Here is a 12,892-nt window from a genome sequence, read left to right as displayed (position 1 = left end):
TTTATTTTAAATCTAAATAGCCCAGACTTTAACATCCAATCTTCATAGTCAAATCCTATGTCAATTCTTGGCTTATGCCACATTTTGACTAGATACATTAAATGTATATCTAATCTATCTAATTGCGTTATTCCAATGATGCGCTCAATGTTTTTTCTAATCAATACAGTGTAATCCCTAAATGGAACAAACTTACTTAAATACTCCGTTGTTTGATTTGGCGGTGGTCGAATATTCGTGTAAACTCATCTAGAACATAGCCACCATATAGATTTTTATTTAGTTGTATTTTTGTTTCAAAATCATTCCAGACGTTTCCAAACTCCATATATCTATGATATCTAATATACGCTTGTAATGGCTCGTTATATCGTGGCTTTCAAAGTCCGAATTGATATACCAAGGCTTTCCGAAAAGTATTCTATAACGTTCAATAATTTCATATACAAGAGACGTTTTACCCGCTCCAGTATTTCCACTGATTATTTGTAAGCCCGGGATATCGAAGAGGTTGCTATCATACTTTTTCTTTTTGCTTTCTTTATATGCAAGTATCCAAATCCAATGAAGTGGAAAAGTTAAGTATCTCGCTAACCTCCAAACGTCGCTATTGTTCCAGACGTCTAGAAAACTTTGCCACTTCCTTAAGATGTTATTAAATGAAAATAAAATCAATTTTAGCAATTTTCCAAATGCTAGGAATAACGCATCTGGGAAGTGTGCCAAATTGTAACGCCAATCGTGTTTTATCATCTTTTACCACTTTGCTTTTTAACGTCACGTTTTTTAGTTTTTTTCTTTGGAACAAATAAAACTTGAAATCCTTTTTTAATTCCTTTACCAACTTTAACTAAAATCTTCCACCCCTTTTTTGGTAGTGAAAATATAAACATAAAAAAATCTGTAATCATTGTAATTCCTCCTATTTTTTCTTTGGTATAAATAAAACTTTTAATAACTTAAATGGCAGTTGAATCAATCCCCAACATGCTTTGAGAATTCTATAACAAATATAAACAATAAGAATATATATAACAGTCAATACAATTGTTGAATATTTACCCCAAGCATCTTTTAATTTTTGGATTATTTCTTTAATTTTTGCTATCAATTCTTGAAGCCAACCTAATGTATCTTCAGGAGTCACAGGCTCAACAGGATCAACTGGTGGATTTATGACGTCATCTTCAAAGAAAACGCCATCAACCATATATGTATTTTAATGATAGCGAAGTTAGATACACCATATGCGAAACTTGCACGAGAGCCTCTACCACGTCGCTCAATGTTAGATGCAGCATTTTTAATCGGGAAACTCTTGTTACATAGTTTGCGTCGATAGAAGCAATGAAATTGTTATCTAATCCGCGTACCGCTAGTTTTTTAAATGTATTTTTAGAATAATTTATAGCGTCCCATATTATTTCGTAACCTTCAATTTCAACGCCATCAGGAAAAATACGCTCGGATATATTTTCAGTATTTATTAGACTTGTTTCATCATAATTTAAATCACCAAAAACATAGTTAACATCAATTGATATGACTTTGTCATGTGTTTTTCAAACTTGAAATAAAACTCAAAATATTTAATTTAACATCTAATCTACCTGGTCCAATGTGTTTACCAGTATTCTTATCTAAAAATAAGCCAGTATCAACGATGTTAGATGCGACTGTTTCAATCTCTGATATGTTTCTTCGTTCCACATTTTCAATTGTTCCTATCGTGTTTTTTCCACTAGTCATATGAAGTGTTGAAGTTTCTTTTCGTATCTTTTAAGTTGCCAAATCTTTAAATCAGTTATTTTACTTTCGATTGTAAAGGTGTTATTTTTGACGTCATAAGTTTTAAGCATTGATATTCGTTGTGTGTTTTCTAGAAACACGTATTCAACAACTGCATGTGTAATTAAATCAGTTTCATTTGTTTGTATTGTTATTGTATTTTGATTTCTAGTTATATCAGTTATTTCAATACTTGGCGAAGGCTTTGCAGTTTCCGCTGCATATAGTTTGGAGTTGCAAGAAGAAAACTTGCAACCCCGATAAATATAATTATTAGTATTTTTTTAATCACTTTATCACATCCTTTTTGTGATTGTTATTATTTAGTTATTAATTTGAAAATTGCACCTATCGTATGTTCCCAAATCCACACTATAACTTTCCAAACAGGAAGAATTATATTGTTGAAAATCCAGATGAAGAAGTCCGCTATTTTTTGCCATATTGTTTTTGCTTTAGGTTCTTCATTTTCCTTAGGCAACTCACTTTCATTAAAAACTCTAATCATTCTATTTATTTCATGAGTTTCGTTATTAGTGTCAACGATTTTCATTGACAATAAATATTGTCCTGGAGTTTCTTCATTGTTTAAATATTCATTAGTAATTACTTCGAAAGACTTCATTTCAATATTTTCATAATTCGCATATATTCTAGCAAGTTGATCTACTGTCATTTTGTTGATGTCTTCAACTGATAAAATATTTTGGCTAATCCAATATTTGGGACTTTCTAAAGTAATAACTTCATATTCTCTTTGATACTCAGCAATATTTCCTGCTTCATCAGATACTTCATATTTAACAATGTATTTACCTAGTTTGTTTACTATATTATTTTCAACAATTTTAATCGAACTTGTTAGATTTCCATCAACTGCATCAGTTGCAGAAAGTCCTAAAAGTAATGTTTGAGTATTGACGTCATCTTTCCAATTGATTTGTATTTTCCCGTTGTTTTCATCTGTAATTACTGGCAGTACATCATCTTGGATAATAACTTTATAATAATGAGTATTTCTATTACCTGCTTTGTCTACGGCTTGCATTGTGAATTCATATGTTCCAACTGCACCTTGAACATAATCATGTTGCAAAATAGTTACTGGAACAGTTCCATCAATATTATCAATTGCTGTAAACTTATTAGCGATGTCAGCAAGAGTTAATTCTTGCGTATATGAAAAGTATTCTAAATCTGGTCCATCAATATCTGGTGCATCAAAATCTTGATTTAAAACTTTCAAAATATAATTAGTAGAAAGTCCACCAGAGTTTGTTGTTTGCCATTCAATTTCAAATGTTCCTGGAACTGATTTATTTGGTGTGTAAGTATCTCTAATAATTTGCGCTTTATCAGTAATATCGCCATCATATTCGTCTGTAACTTTAAATAAAGCATTTGCTTTTAATTGCTCTAAAGTATATGGCTTTTCAACATTATTAATAATTATATCTTTACCTGAAGATGCTGGCTTTCTGATATCAAAAGTATCAGCAACTTGTATTTTTAAGTCATATGCTGGAATAGTATATCTTGTAAATGTTCCACTAATATTTGTTGATAATTCCCATTGTTCGTTTGCTAATGGTTCAAAATCGAAAGTGAAGCCTGAACCAAAATCTTTAATATATTCAGTTCCATTCAATATCACTTTAATTTTTTTAAAGTCGTTACTAGTTAAACCAATTGATACATTGTCATCCCATGGACTTGCTAAAACTGGGAACCATGCTTCTTGATCAATGATTACTGTAAAAATGCCACCACCTTGATGCTCTAAAATTAAATCACTTTGACTAAACTTATTAGATGTCAATGTAACAGTCTTAGATGCTGCACTAACTTTTGACGTCATAAGTAGGCTTGATGTTGCAACTAATAGTGCAACCAATAATAATTTTAATTTTTTCATTTCTTATTTCTCCTTTTTATTTTTGTTTTTTATAAAAAAATGGAAGAATAGAAGAAGTCTTTCAACTCTATCTTTTTCCCCCATGTTATTATCATTTTTATTAATCAGGCTCAACATTATTATCAATCATTTCTTGTTGAATATCTCTTTCGATTTCCTCTTGCAGATTATTATAATCTTCTTGATAATCTTCTTGATAAAATGCTGTTAATACATCGTTAGCATCTTTAATCGCATCATCTGATAATGCTAATTCATTAATTACAGATGCTAGAAAATCAAGTCCGTCATCTTCCTCGAAGTCAAAAGCAATCTTAGCAAGTTCATGTATTGTTTCTTTTGTTTTCAGTGAGATTATGACATGCTCACCTTTAAAACTTATGATGTGCTCTTGATCCTCAGTTTTGACTTTAAAAAAGTCTAACGTATAATCTATCAATTTAGTTATAAATGCTTGTTTAGTTGATTTCATTTTTAATCACCTCCTTAATCCTCTTCGTCGTCATAAGCATCTAGTGCATTGCTTTCATGAATGATTTTAGAAGATATTTTTATAACCTCGATTTTCATATCTAGATTGTTAATTTTTTCAGCAAGAGGAAGTAGCCATTTTTTTCGAAAGTCATAATCAAGTGGCATTGTTGCTCTATGCTCCATGCTAACCTCGTCATATTCAACCAATAAATCACTTATAAGCTGTTTTAATTCATTCATTGCAATTCCTCCTTTTCTTCAAAATCTAGTTGCAACTGTTCCTTACCAAGTTGCCCAGAATTATAGTTATATTTTGATGTTTCGATTGCGTGAGCTTTAAGCCAGCGTTGATATTCACGCTCTGTCATTTCTCTAGGAGTTCCAGCACGTTCAGTCACTGGAAAGAGTTTATTTTTAGAAATGAAAGAAATAGCAAAGGCATCAATGTCAACATCGAAGTGATAAACATAAAAATTGTACTTAGCAATAATCTCAACTAATTCACTTTGCGTTATAAATAGTTTTATGACGTCACGTTTGGAAGTTTTACGATACGCAGTAATATCGTATGTTGATTGAATGATTGCCCAGAAAAGTTTGTTATGTAATCTAAAACGTGGTAGAGTAACATTTCTCCAATCACGTTTGTTAATCTCTAGATCATTATCAGTGATTTTATATTTATGCATTAACTTTTTAAGAAGAAGTTGCGCATTTTCTTTTTCGCCGTCAACTCCATTAATTGCTAATGCTTTGATTTTTTCTAAAAGTTGTTTTATGTTGTCGTTAGTTTTCTCCAAAATCTTGAACCATCCTTTCAACAATATTTTTAATGTGCTTAACTTTAACAAAATCATAATTTCCGTTAACCATTATTAAAGTTTGATTTTCAAAATGAAAGACTGCACTATTAGTTATGACGTCAATTTTATTAGTATCAATTTCTTGAATGTTATATTCGCAATTAGTAATCGAAAATACATTATCTAAAATCATTCTAAAAATATTCATCAGTCAACTCATCCTTATGAAATAATTCTTTCATGTATGCATCTAACCAAGCAGGTTCATTTGATGATGCTTTTTCACGTTTAACAAGTTCGCTCATAATGGCACTTGATAAATACGATAATTTGTTATTAATTCGTTCAACATTTTTCAGCGAATAAGTTAATGCATACCTAGTGACTTCAAGTACATTTTGATAACCATATCTTGAATCTAATGTACTAAACAAATCGTTATATTTTTCGACATCAAAATCTAAAGCACTGATGTATTTTTTATTAATCAATTCTTTAGTTAGGTAGTGGAACGTTTGGGGGAAAGAAATTTCCCCTTTATCTTTAAATTTATCAAGATCTTTTAGTTCTTTAGTAATTAGTTGTATCTGATTTTCCGTCGACGGTATTTCCGTTAACGGTTTTTCAGTCAACGGTGTTTGAAGTCTACGAATTATCTTGTATTGCATGTTACCAAAACGCCCATTTTCATTACTTTGTTGACGCTCTAAAAAGCCTGCATTTTCAAGTTCTTTTAACGTTTTTGAAACCTTATCACGTCCAGCGTTTACAACTGATTTCAGCCCGTTAATAGTGTAGTCCCAAGCGTCGGGAAGTGATAACATGAACGCGTACAATCCCCACGCTTCAAGTGATAGTTTTTCACCATTATTTTGATAGAAAAATATATCATTTTCTATCGTTGTGAAACTTGCTTTTTCAACAATAAAATCTTTTTTCTTACTCAATTTCTACAACTCCTTTAGATTACATTTAAATCGTTTTGCCTGTGCTTTTGCATCTTTTTTATCATAGAATTTCACTGCGAAATTAACGTTATCAGATAAGATACATTTTGCTTTTTTGTTGTTAAAAACTACGATAATATTTGAAACATATTGATTATTTTTTTCTAAAATATACATATTATTTACCACCTTTAACAACTAATTGATCTACTAACTTTTTAACTTTTTTAAGAGTTTCATTGTTTGTGACGTCATAATTTGGTAGTCTAATTTCGTTACGGCTAAAAAAATTATGGGCGTCATACATATTAGTTTCACTATCAGGAAAATAAATAACATATAAAAATAAGTCGTCATCATCAAAAAGAAGACTATTCTCTTTATGTTGAATTGCTATGCCGTTGTACCATTTATTTCCTTTTTTTACTTGCACAAAGTCGCCATTTTTGAGTTCTAACATTTCATTTTTAGTCATTAGTTTTTACCTCTGATATACTTAAATTGCCGCTTTCTATAATCTCATCAAGCATTTCTTTAGTTGAAAATCCATTGTCATTACCTATAAAATTTCCATTGTAATAATAATTAACAAGTACAGATGATTCAATTATTTCATCGTCTTCCAGTTTTTCAAATAAATCTTCCTCAGTATATAACATTCCTTTATATTCCAACATTCTTTTTTTCATTAGTTAGCCACCTTTCTAAGTACATAGTATTTAGTCATAAAGTCGCTTTTCAATTTGATTAAATCAAGTTTTAAATATGTATCGAAATTGACAGTGTAATCAACACCATCAATTTCAACAAAAGCACGCCAACACATTGTATCTAATTTTAAAAAGCCTTTTTCGCTTTTTAAAAACGCCATTAAATCTTTTTTATTAATTCTTTTTTTCATTATTTATTGCCCCCATGTAATTTATTTTTGCTAATATAATATATTTGATTTCTCATTACTCCGTCGCCATTTAGTTGAACCAATACGCTAGGAAAAGTACTTGAATGTTTTGATTTTCCAAACTTCAAACGTCCCTCAATGAACTCGAAATTACAACCATACTCGAAAAGAAGCTTATAATACTTTGTGTCAGTTCTTGCAGGTATTAAGAAGTAAATTGCTTTAGTTCTATCGTTAGTATGTGTTTCAATTGCTTTCTCAACAAAACCTTTAATATTGCTATAAGGTGGATTGATGTAAATATTTTCGTGATTACTCCAATCAACTTTTAAACCGTCATAACCTTTATCGAATGCACCAAGAGGACATGGGTCAAACCATTCGTCTTTTTTAACCTCACAATAACGTTCCAGATAATCAAATATAATCTCTGGTGTCGCCCAATCGTCTGTACGATTGCTAAATACTGCTTGTAAATCTTTGTTCATATGATGAACCTCCCTTTAATTGTTGTTTGTTCCCCCTCCAATTACGACGTCAACAATGCCGGCGTTAACGTCGTAGGAATAAAGGGACACAAAGTGTTAAATAAAAATAACACTTTAAACGGACAAATTAAGGCATGGGCTCCTTTAATTTATCCCTTTAAAATGTTATTAATGTTTCGCCCATAAAATAAAAAAAACGCTAATATGCGTTTATAATTCAATCTTATTTATAAGGGTTAAATAATTCGACTCCCTCTCACTCCGCCATTGGCCCGTTGGAGAAACGGTTAACTCACATGCCTTTCACGCATGCATTCACGGGTTCGAATCCCGTACGGGTCACCAATTAGGAATAGATTAAGGCTTGTCTTAGCCTTATAGAGATAGTAAGGAAAAATAAACACTTTTAGAGTGTTTTTTCTTTTTAAGAGTATGTGAGGTGATTGCATGGATAAGATTAAAGTGTTAGGTAGGATTAAAGATATTAAAAAATTAAATAAGGGATTTAGTAGTGATGTAAAATATATTGTTACTAATACTTTTGACCAAAAGTATCTAGTTAGGATATCAGATATTAAAAGATATGAATATCGAAAGAAGCAATATGATGAACTTCTAAAGCTTAAGACTCTAGATATTAATATTGCTAAAGTAATTGATTTTGGATTATTTAATGAAGAAAAAGTATATACTGTTTTTGAGTATATTGATGGAGTGGATGCTACTAGCATCATAAAGAATTATACTGAGCATGAGCAATATATGTTTGGATATAAAGTTGGAGAAATATTAAAAAGAATTCATAAGACAAAAATAGAGTATAAAGATTCATGGAGTAAGATATATAATAAGAAACTTGATAGAAAAATAAATGAAAGTATAAAATATAAAAATATTATTCCAAAGTATGATTTAGTAATTCAATATATAAAAGATAATCGTCATTTAATAAAAAATATTAGAAGAGTATTAGCACATACCGATTATCATTTAGGTAATATGATTATTAATAATGATGATATTTACATAATTGATTTTGATAAATTAGGATTTGAAGATATTTATTCAGAATTTAAGCCTTTTATCTGGAATGTAAGAGAAAGTGTTCATTTTGAAAATGGTTTTATAAATAGTTATTTTAAAAATAAGGATAAAACAAAATTCTTTAATATCTTAGCGCTATATGCTGCTGAATCAATTATTTCGCATATACCATGGGCACATAAGTTTGATCAAGAACAAATCGATTTATCAATTGAAATTGCTAATAATATCTTGGAATACTTTGATAATTTCAATAATGTAATACCAAGTTGGTATTCAAAAGAAACAATTTAGTTTGCTTGATTTAAATCTATTCACTGTAATCATAAGATTCAAATTATAAAAAGATAAAATAACATACCTATTACACATAAGAAATTTATAAATAGAATATGCTTGGCATCATGAAATATTTTAATTGCCAAAAGAATGTCAATTGAAGTTGAAAATAAAAAAGAATAGTTTTAGAATTTACATAGAAGTAATCGTTTTAAGGATAAGCATAAAAATGGGAGAAGTATATATGAGATTACAAAATATTACAAAAACATTTTATAAGAATAAAGAAAATGAAATTGCTGCTTTAAGTAATTTGAACTTGGAATTAATAGATGAGGGATTAATTTTAATTTAGTTGTTTTCGCTTTTTTGTTAATTTTTACATTGCTATTTGCTATGATAATATTATTGATGCAAAAGAAGAAACTAAATTCATTTTCAGTCGTTGATACAATTTATGATAGATAATCTATAGAACTTGCAAAACTAGTCTAAATACGCTATAATGGTATCAAATGATACCTTTTTATGAATGGGGGGATGATTTTATTGACGCTTGATGAATGTATAGGGAATATTAAGGAGTATGATTTGATATACATATTAAGAGATAAAAATGAAATGGTATGGAGAAAATATGCACTTCTTGATGATGATAGAGATGAGATAATAAGAGGATTAAGTCATGGAGATTATTGTTATGGTCCAGAATTAAATTATGATTCTAATAAAGGCGAAGTCTGGATTTTTAAGAAGTATATTTCAAAGTATAACTATGAATTTTACATTAAGATTACTATGAAAGATGATAAGAGAAAATGTATTGTTATTAGTTTACATTAGAATGAAGGAGAAAAATATGAAAATGTATTGTGCACAATGCGATAAAGATGTTGAAGTGATAAAGAAAAAAGAAAAGAAAACATATGAAGTTAAAGATGAAATTATCGATGTTACTATTACTAGAATTTATTGTGCTGAATGTAATGAATTAATTTATGATAAAAAAAATGAAGTTAATAATGATATCATCGTTTATGATGAATATAGAAAAATTAAAGGTTTATTAACAAGTGAAGAAATAAGAAAAATAAGATCGAAATATAATATTAGTCAAAAAGAAATGTCTCAACTTTTAGGTTTTGGAGAAAAAACAGTAACAAGATATGAAAATGGATATATTCAAGATAAATCAAATGATATTTTGATGAGATTGGTTGATGATAAAGAATCATTTGAACAAATATTGAAATTAAGCAATAATGGTAAATTGGTCGCTAAAATAAAAAAACTTGTATTTCAAAATCAAAATGCTGTATTTACATATAGTCCAACTAATAAAGTTACCTTCAAGACTGCTTTCGAGATAGGGAAAGGAAATGAAGATATATGTCAAGTTTGCTAAAATTAGAAAATATATATAATCAAGAACTTTACTATAAACTAGTGAAAACTAATATAGAAGAGGATATTGTTATTAACCCTGAATTTACACGCGAAATAATAGATAGAGGTAATGATTCTTTTGAGGTACTTCTTGAGGTTAAAATTATTAAAAACCAGCAAAATAAGATTATTCCGTTTGAAGTTAAAGTAAGTGTAATAGGTCAATTTAAACTTAATGAATGGAAAAAAAATACTAATTATATTGATAATGCTACCGCGATATTATATCCATATTTACGAAGTAAATTGGCTGAGTTAACAATGAATCACCCATTACCACCATATGTTTTACCTATTATAAATATTGCAAGTTTTTTTAATAAAGAAATAAATAAGGATAAATAGAAATACTTTAGATTCCAATTTTAAAAATAGAACTTTCATTAGCACGATAATCAGTGCGAATAATGAGAGTTTTTTCTTTTTCGCCTTAAAAATGCTATAATAAAGTATAGATAAATAAACGAAGTACGAGGATTGAATATGAAAAAAAATGTTATATTCTCAGATTTAGATGGTACATTACTTAATTATGAAGATAGAAAATCATTTATATCAGAGAAAAATTTAAAGGCGATTGACTCATGGATCGAAAATGGAAACTTCTTTTCAGTAGCAACAGGAAGAAATATAAAAAGTGCAAAGCGATTCTTAGAACACAATAAATTCAACTATAATCTCCCATTAGTATTATCAAATGGAACTGTTTTATATGATATAAAGAAAAATCATATAATCTATCAAGAAATTTTAAATTCTAAGATAATTGATGATGCTGTTAAGTATATATTGAGTGAAGAGAAAGCACTAATGTTTTTAATTACAGCAGATAAACATTATATGCTAGAACCAAAAAATAAAGAAAAATTTAAGATGCCAGTATTTGATTATACATTAATAACAAAGGATCAAATTCCATATGATTCGATTACAAAGGTTAGTTTTTCTGTTACAAAAGATAGAAGTGAAGAAGTATTAAAAGATGTTAAAGGTTTTAAATCTTTTGATTTATTAGAACTTATTCCATCTGCCCCAACTTATATTGAAATGATTAATAAAGGAACATCAAAAATAACTGGAATTAAAAGAATATTAGAATATGTAGGAATTAATGACTATACAATCTATACAATTGGTGATTATATAAATGATTATGAAATGATAAAAAATGCAGATGTAGGATTTGCTCCACTTAATGCTCACCAAGATATCTTAGAAATTGCGGATCATGTTGTTTGTCACCATAATGATGGAGCAATTAGTGATATGATTAAGAAAATAAATGAATTGAAAGGAAGTAAATAATGGACAATAGAGTAGCTTTAATGATTGATGCGGAAAATGTAGGATATAAATACATTGATCATATAATTAAAGAAATATCAAAATATGGAAAACTTGTAATAGCGAGATTTTATGGGGATATAAATAGACTTGCTGATGAATGGAAAAAGAAGGCTCTAGATTATGCTATTAAGCCGATGCATCAGTTTAATGTTGCAAGTGGAAAGAATTCTGCTGATATGGAAATGGCGCTTGATACAATTGAAATAAAATATCAAGATAAAGCTGATATATTTTTCATTGTTTCAAGTGATTCAGATTTTACACCACTAGCTATTAGATTAAAAGAAGCAGGGGCAATTGTTATTGGAATTGGGGAAGAAAAGAAAGTAACAAATGCTTTTAAATCTGCTTGTAGTGAGTTTAAATATTTTGAATATTTTGAAGATGAGATTGAAGAAGTTAAAGTTACAAACAAATATGAAAGTTTAAGAATAACAATTGAAAATATCATTTTAGAAAATGGAACAGATAATAAGTTGCAATTATCAAGACTTGGAGATATTTTAGTTAATCAGTTTTCAGATTTTGATCCTAGAAAATATGGCTCATCAAATTTAACTTCACTAGTAACGAAATTAGGCTTTAATACAAGTACTGAAAATACAACGACATTTGTTAAGTATGAAAATAGTTTAACGTTAGAACAAGTTAAAAAGTATATTGTAGAATTTTTAGGTAATTCTAAAAAAGGAAATATTGGAAAACTTAAGAATTCAATGGATAAAGAGTTTGAAAACTTTAATGTTAAAAATTTTGGTTTTTCAAAATTCAGTGCATTATTAAAAAATCTTGGTTATGAAGTTAATGAGCAAACATTTTCTGTGAAAGTGAAAAAATGAAAAAAGTAATTGATTTAACTTATTTAATAAATGAAGAGATATCAATTTATCCGGGTGATTCCAAATTTGAAATTAAGCAACAAAAAAATCTTGAAACAGATGGTTATGTGATTAATGAAATAAAAACTAATATGCATATTGGAACACATATTGACGTACCTAAACATTTAATAAAAAGTGATTTGTCTGTTAGTGATTATTCACTCACAAACTTTTTTGGTGAAGCAATAGTTATTGATTCAGAAGGTAGAGACATTATCGAGTGGTCACTAGAATATGAAAATCTTATTAGAGAAAATTGTATTTTGATAATTTATACAGGATTTAACATTAAACAAGAAAATTATTATTTAAAGCATCCAAATATAACAGAAAATATGGCTAGAAAACTTGCTAGTAAGAAGATTAAGATGCTTGTGTTAGATACACCTAGCCCTGATTATGAACCTTTTAATGTTCATAAGATACTCTTTAATGAAGGAATTTTTATTGTTGAAAATGCAACAAATTTAAAAGAACTATTAAACTATCAAAAAATCGAGTTTTTCGCTATACCTTTAAAAATTGAAACAGAAGCAAGTTTAGTAAGAGCATTTGCATTAGTTGAATAAAAAAAGAGTT

22 protein-coding genes and 1 tRNA gene are annotated in these 12,892 nt (G+C 28.6%); 8 read left to right on the top strand and 15 right to left on the bottom strand.

Annotated features, from left to right (window positions below):
- Positions 1 to 279: 279 nt before the first annotated feature.
- From EXC62_RS08550 to EXC62_RS08490, 15 genes are all read right to left on the bottom strand, one after another.
- Positions 280 to 753, bottom strand: coding sequence for a hypothetical protein (locus EXC62_RS08550; protein WP_129747589.1), 474 nt, complete (start codon positions 751 to 753; stop codon positions 280 to 282).
- Positions 750 to 911, bottom strand: coding sequence for a hypothetical protein (locus EXC62_RS08915; protein WP_162140301.1), 162 nt, complete (start codon positions 909 to 911; stop codon positions 750 to 752). Before EXC62_RS08915 ends, EXC62_RS08550 begins: the two co-directional genes overlap by 4 nt.
- Positions 912 to 922: 11 nt before the next feature.
- Positions 923 to 1,210, bottom strand: coding sequence for a hypothetical protein (locus EXC62_RS08545; RefSeq protein WP_129747587.1), 288 nt, complete (start codon positions 1,208 to 1,210; stop codon positions 923 to 925).
- Positions 1,211 to 1,551: 341 nt separating this feature from the next.
- The gene (locus EXC62_RS08540; RefSeq protein ID WP_162849147.1) at positions 1,552 to 1,749 is read right to left on the bottom strand and encodes a hypothetical protein; all 198 of its coding nucleotides are present in this window, start codon (positions 1,747 to 1,749) and stop codon (positions 1,552 to 1,554) included.
- Between the two features lie 358 nt (positions 1,750 to 2,107).
- Positions 2,108 to 3,703, bottom strand: a complete 1,596-nt coding sequence (locus EXC62_RS08535) for an immunoglobulin-like domain-containing protein (protein WP_026390989.1) — start codon at positions 3,701 to 3,703, stop codon at positions 2,108 to 2,110.
- 100 nt (positions 3,704 to 3,803) lie between these two features.
- Complete coding sequence (locus tag EXC62_RS08530; RefSeq protein WP_026390990.1) at positions 3,804 to 4,175, bottom strand: hypothetical protein; 372 nt, start codon at positions 4,173 to 4,175, stop codon at positions 3,804 to 3,806.
- Between the two features lie 14 nt (positions 4,176 to 4,189).
- A complete protein-coding gene (locus EXC62_RS08525) occupies positions 4,190 to 4,417 on the bottom strand; it encodes a hypothetical protein (RefSeq protein ID WP_026390991.1) in 228 nt (75 codons plus the stop codon).
- The gene (locus tag EXC62_RS08520) at positions 4,414 to 4,977 is read right to left on the bottom strand and encodes a hypothetical protein (RefSeq protein ID WP_162140302.1); all 564 of its coding nucleotides are present in this window, start codon (positions 4,975 to 4,977) and stop codon (positions 4,414 to 4,416) included. The genes EXC62_RS08525 and EXC62_RS08520 overlap by 4 nt, the downstream gene beginning before the upstream one ends.
- Positions 4,964 to 5,188 carry a hypothetical protein gene (locus EXC62_RS08515; RefSeq protein WP_026390993.1) on the bottom strand — a complete coding sequence of 75 codons (225 nt, stop codon included), beginning with the start codon at positions 5,186 to 5,188 and terminating at the stop codon, positions 4,964 to 4,966. The genes EXC62_RS08520 and EXC62_RS08515 overlap by 14 nt, the downstream gene beginning before the upstream one ends.
- Entirely contained in the window at positions 5,175 to 5,927 is a 753-nt protein-coding gene (locus EXC62_RS08510; protein ID WP_052590042.1) for a helix-turn-helix domain-containing protein, read from the bottom strand. Before EXC62_RS08510 ends, EXC62_RS08515 begins: the two co-directional genes overlap by 14 nt.
- Before the next feature lie 3 nt (positions 5,928 to 5,930).
- Positions 5,931 to 6,104, bottom strand: coding sequence for a hypothetical protein (locus EXC62_RS08910; protein ID WP_156907474.1), 174 nt, complete (start codon positions 6,102 to 6,104; stop codon positions 5,931 to 5,933).
- A gap of 1 nt (position 6,105) precedes the next feature.
- Complete coding sequence (locus EXC62_RS08505; RefSeq protein WP_026390994.1) at positions 6,106 to 6,402, bottom strand: hypothetical protein; 297 nt, start codon at positions 6,400 to 6,402, stop codon at positions 6,106 to 6,108.
- On the bottom strand, positions 6,395 to 6,616 hold the full coding sequence (locus tag EXC62_RS08500; protein ID WP_026390995.1) for a hypothetical protein: 222 nt from the start codon (positions 6,614 to 6,616) through the stop codon (positions 6,395 to 6,397). The genes EXC62_RS08505 and EXC62_RS08500 overlap by 8 nt, the downstream gene beginning before the upstream one ends.
- Positions 6,616 to 6,828, bottom strand: a complete 213-nt coding sequence (locus EXC62_RS08495) for a hypothetical protein (RefSeq protein ID WP_026390996.1) — start codon at positions 6,826 to 6,828, stop codon at positions 6,616 to 6,618. The genes EXC62_RS08500 and EXC62_RS08495 overlap by 1 nt, the downstream gene beginning before the upstream one ends.
- A complete protein-coding gene (locus tag EXC62_RS08490) occupies positions 6,828 to 7,316 on the bottom strand; it encodes a DNA N-6-adenine-methyltransferase (RefSeq protein ID WP_052590044.1) in 489 nt (162 codons plus the stop codon). Before EXC62_RS08490 ends, EXC62_RS08495 begins: the two co-directional genes overlap by 1 nt.
- 269 nt (positions 7,317 to 7,585) lie before the next feature.
- On the opposite strand from EXC62_RS08490, the gene EXC62_RS08485 reads away from it, so the two are divergent.
- The 8 genes from EXC62_RS08485 to EXC62_RS08455 all read left to right on the top strand — a co-directional run bounded on the left by EXC62_RS08485 (position 7,586) and on the right by EXC62_RS08455 (position 12,882).
- Positions 7,586 to 7,661: transfer RNA gene (locus EXC62_RS08485), tRNA-Glu, on the top strand.
- A 102-nt stretch (positions 7,662 to 7,763) separates the two neighbouring features.
- A complete protein-coding gene (locus tag EXC62_RS08480; RefSeq protein ID WP_052590005.1) occupies positions 7,764 to 8,654 on the top strand; it encodes an aminoglycoside phosphotransferase family protein in 891 nt (296 codons plus the stop codon).
- 525 nt (positions 8,655 to 9,179) lie between these two features.
- Positions 9,180 to 9,482: a hypothetical protein gene (locus EXC62_RS08905; RefSeq protein ID WP_162140288.1), complete on the top strand. Its 303-nt coding sequence runs from the start codon at positions 9,180 to 9,182 to the stop codon at positions 9,480 to 9,482.
- A gap of 16 nt (positions 9,483 to 9,498) precedes the next feature.
- Positions 9,499 to 10,044: a type II TA system antitoxin MqsA family protein gene (locus EXC62_RS08475; RefSeq protein WP_026390936.1), complete on the top strand. Its 546-nt coding sequence runs from the start codon at positions 9,499 to 9,501 to the stop codon at positions 10,042 to 10,044.
- The gene (locus EXC62_RS08470; RefSeq protein ID WP_026390937.1) at positions 10,029 to 10,430 is read left to right on the top strand and encodes a protein-export chaperone SecB; all 402 of its coding nucleotides are present in this window, start codon (positions 10,029 to 10,031) and stop codon (positions 10,428 to 10,430) included. The genes EXC62_RS08475 and EXC62_RS08470 overlap by 16 nt, the downstream gene beginning before the upstream one ends.
- A 138-nt stretch (positions 10,431 to 10,568) precedes the next feature.
- The gene (locus EXC62_RS08465; RefSeq protein ID WP_026390938.1) at positions 10,569 to 11,390 is read left to right on the top strand and encodes a Cof-type HAD-IIB family hydrolase; all 822 of its coding nucleotides are present in this window, start codon (positions 10,569 to 10,571) and stop codon (positions 11,388 to 11,390) included.
- Positions 11,390 to 12,271, top strand: coding sequence for an NYN domain-containing protein (locus EXC62_RS08460; RefSeq protein ID WP_162140289.1), 882 nt, complete (start codon positions 11,390 to 11,392; stop codon positions 12,269 to 12,271). Before EXC62_RS08465 ends, EXC62_RS08460 begins: the two co-directional genes overlap by 1 nt.
- On the top strand, positions 12,268 to 12,882 hold the full coding sequence (locus tag EXC62_RS08455) for a cyclase family protein (RefSeq protein ID WP_026390940.1): 615 nt from the start codon (positions 12,268 to 12,270) through the stop codon (positions 12,880 to 12,882). The genes EXC62_RS08460 and EXC62_RS08455 overlap by 4 nt, the downstream gene beginning before the upstream one ends.
- Positions 12,883 to 12,892 lie beyond the last annotated feature (10 nt).

The sequence above is a fragment of the Haploplasma axanthum genome (assembly GCF_900660745.1).
Taxonomy (GTDB): Bacteria; Bacillota_I; Bacilli_A; order Acholeplasmatales; family Acholeplasmataceae; genus Haploplasma; species Haploplasma axanthum.
This window is presented reverse-complemented; position numbering and strand designations above follow the sequence as displayed.

Excerpts from the sequence above, each read along its gene's own strand:
- EXC62_RS08550 (WP_129747589.1), bottom strand. The coding sequence starts at position 753 with ATGATAAAACACGATTGGCGTTACAATTTGGCACACTTCCCAGATGCG.
- EXC62_RS08915 (WP_162140301.1), bottom strand. The coding sequence starts at position 911 with ATGATTACAGATTTTTTTATGTTTATATTTTCACTACCAAAAAAGGGG.
- EXC62_RS08545 (WP_129747587.1), bottom strand. The coding sequence starts at position 1,210 with ATGGTTGATGGCGTTTTCTTTGAAGATGACGTCATAAATCCACCAGTT.
- EXC62_RS08540 (WP_162849147.1), bottom strand. The coding sequence starts at position 1,749 with ATGACTAGTGGAAAAAACACGATAGGAACAATTGAAAATGTGGAACGA.
- EXC62_RS08535 (WP_026390989.1), bottom strand. The coding sequence starts at position 3,703 with ATGAAAAAATTAAAATTATTATTGGTTGCACTATTAGTTGCAACATCA.
- EXC62_RS08530 (WP_026390990.1), bottom strand. The coding sequence starts at position 4,175 with ATGAAATCAACTAAACAAGCATTTATAACTAAATTGATAGATTATACG.
- EXC62_RS08525 (WP_026390991.1), bottom strand. The coding sequence starts at position 4,417 with ATGAATGAATTAAAACAGCTTATAAGTGATTTATTGGTTGAATATGAC.
- EXC62_RS08515 (WP_026390993.1), bottom strand. The coding sequence starts at position 5,188 with ATGAATATTTTTAGAATGATTTTAGATAATGTATTTTCGATTACTAAT.
- EXC62_RS08910 (WP_156907474.1), bottom strand. The coding sequence starts at position 6,104 with ATGTATATTTTAGAAAAAAATAATCAATATGTTTCAAATATTATCGTA.
- EXC62_RS08505 (WP_026390994.1), bottom strand. The coding sequence starts at position 6,402 with ATGACTAAAAATGAAATGTTAGAACTCAAAAATGGCGACTTTGTGCAA.
- EXC62_RS08500 (WP_026390995.1), bottom strand. The coding sequence starts at position 6,616 with ATGAAAAAAAGAATGTTGGAATATAAAGGAATGTTATATACTGAGGAA.
- EXC62_RS08495 (WP_026390996.1), bottom strand. The coding sequence starts at position 6,828 with ATGAAAAAAAGAATTAATAAAAAAGATTTAATGGCGTTTTTAAAAAGC.
- EXC62_RS08490 (WP_052590044.1), bottom strand. The coding sequence starts at position 7,316 with ATGAACAAAGATTTACAAGCAGTATTTAGCAATCGTACAGACGATTGG.
- EXC62_RS08480 (WP_052590005.1), top strand. The coding sequence starts at position 7,764 with ATGGATAAGATTAAAGTGTTAGGTAGGATTAAAGATATTAAAAAATTA.
- EXC62_RS08905 (WP_162140288.1), top strand. The coding sequence starts at position 9,180 with ATGATTTTATTGACGCTTGATGAATGTATAGGGAATATTAAGGAGTAT.
- EXC62_RS08475 (WP_026390936.1), top strand. The coding sequence starts at position 9,499 with ATGAAAATGTATTGTGCACAATGCGATAAAGATGTTGAAGTGATAAAG.
- EXC62_RS08470 (WP_026390937.1), top strand. The coding sequence starts at position 10,029 with ATGTCAAGTTTGCTAAAATTAGAAAATATATATAATCAAGAACTTTAC.
- EXC62_RS08465 (WP_026390938.1), top strand. The coding sequence starts at position 10,569 with ATGAAAAAAAATGTTATATTCTCAGATTTAGATGGTACATTACTTAAT.
- EXC62_RS08460 (WP_162140289.1), top strand. The coding sequence starts at position 11,390 with ATGGACAATAGAGTAGCTTTAATGATTGATGCGGAAAATGTAGGATAT.
- EXC62_RS08455 (WP_026390940.1), top strand. The coding sequence starts at position 12,268 with ATGAAAAAAGTAATTGATTTAACTTATTTAATAAATGAAGAGATATCA.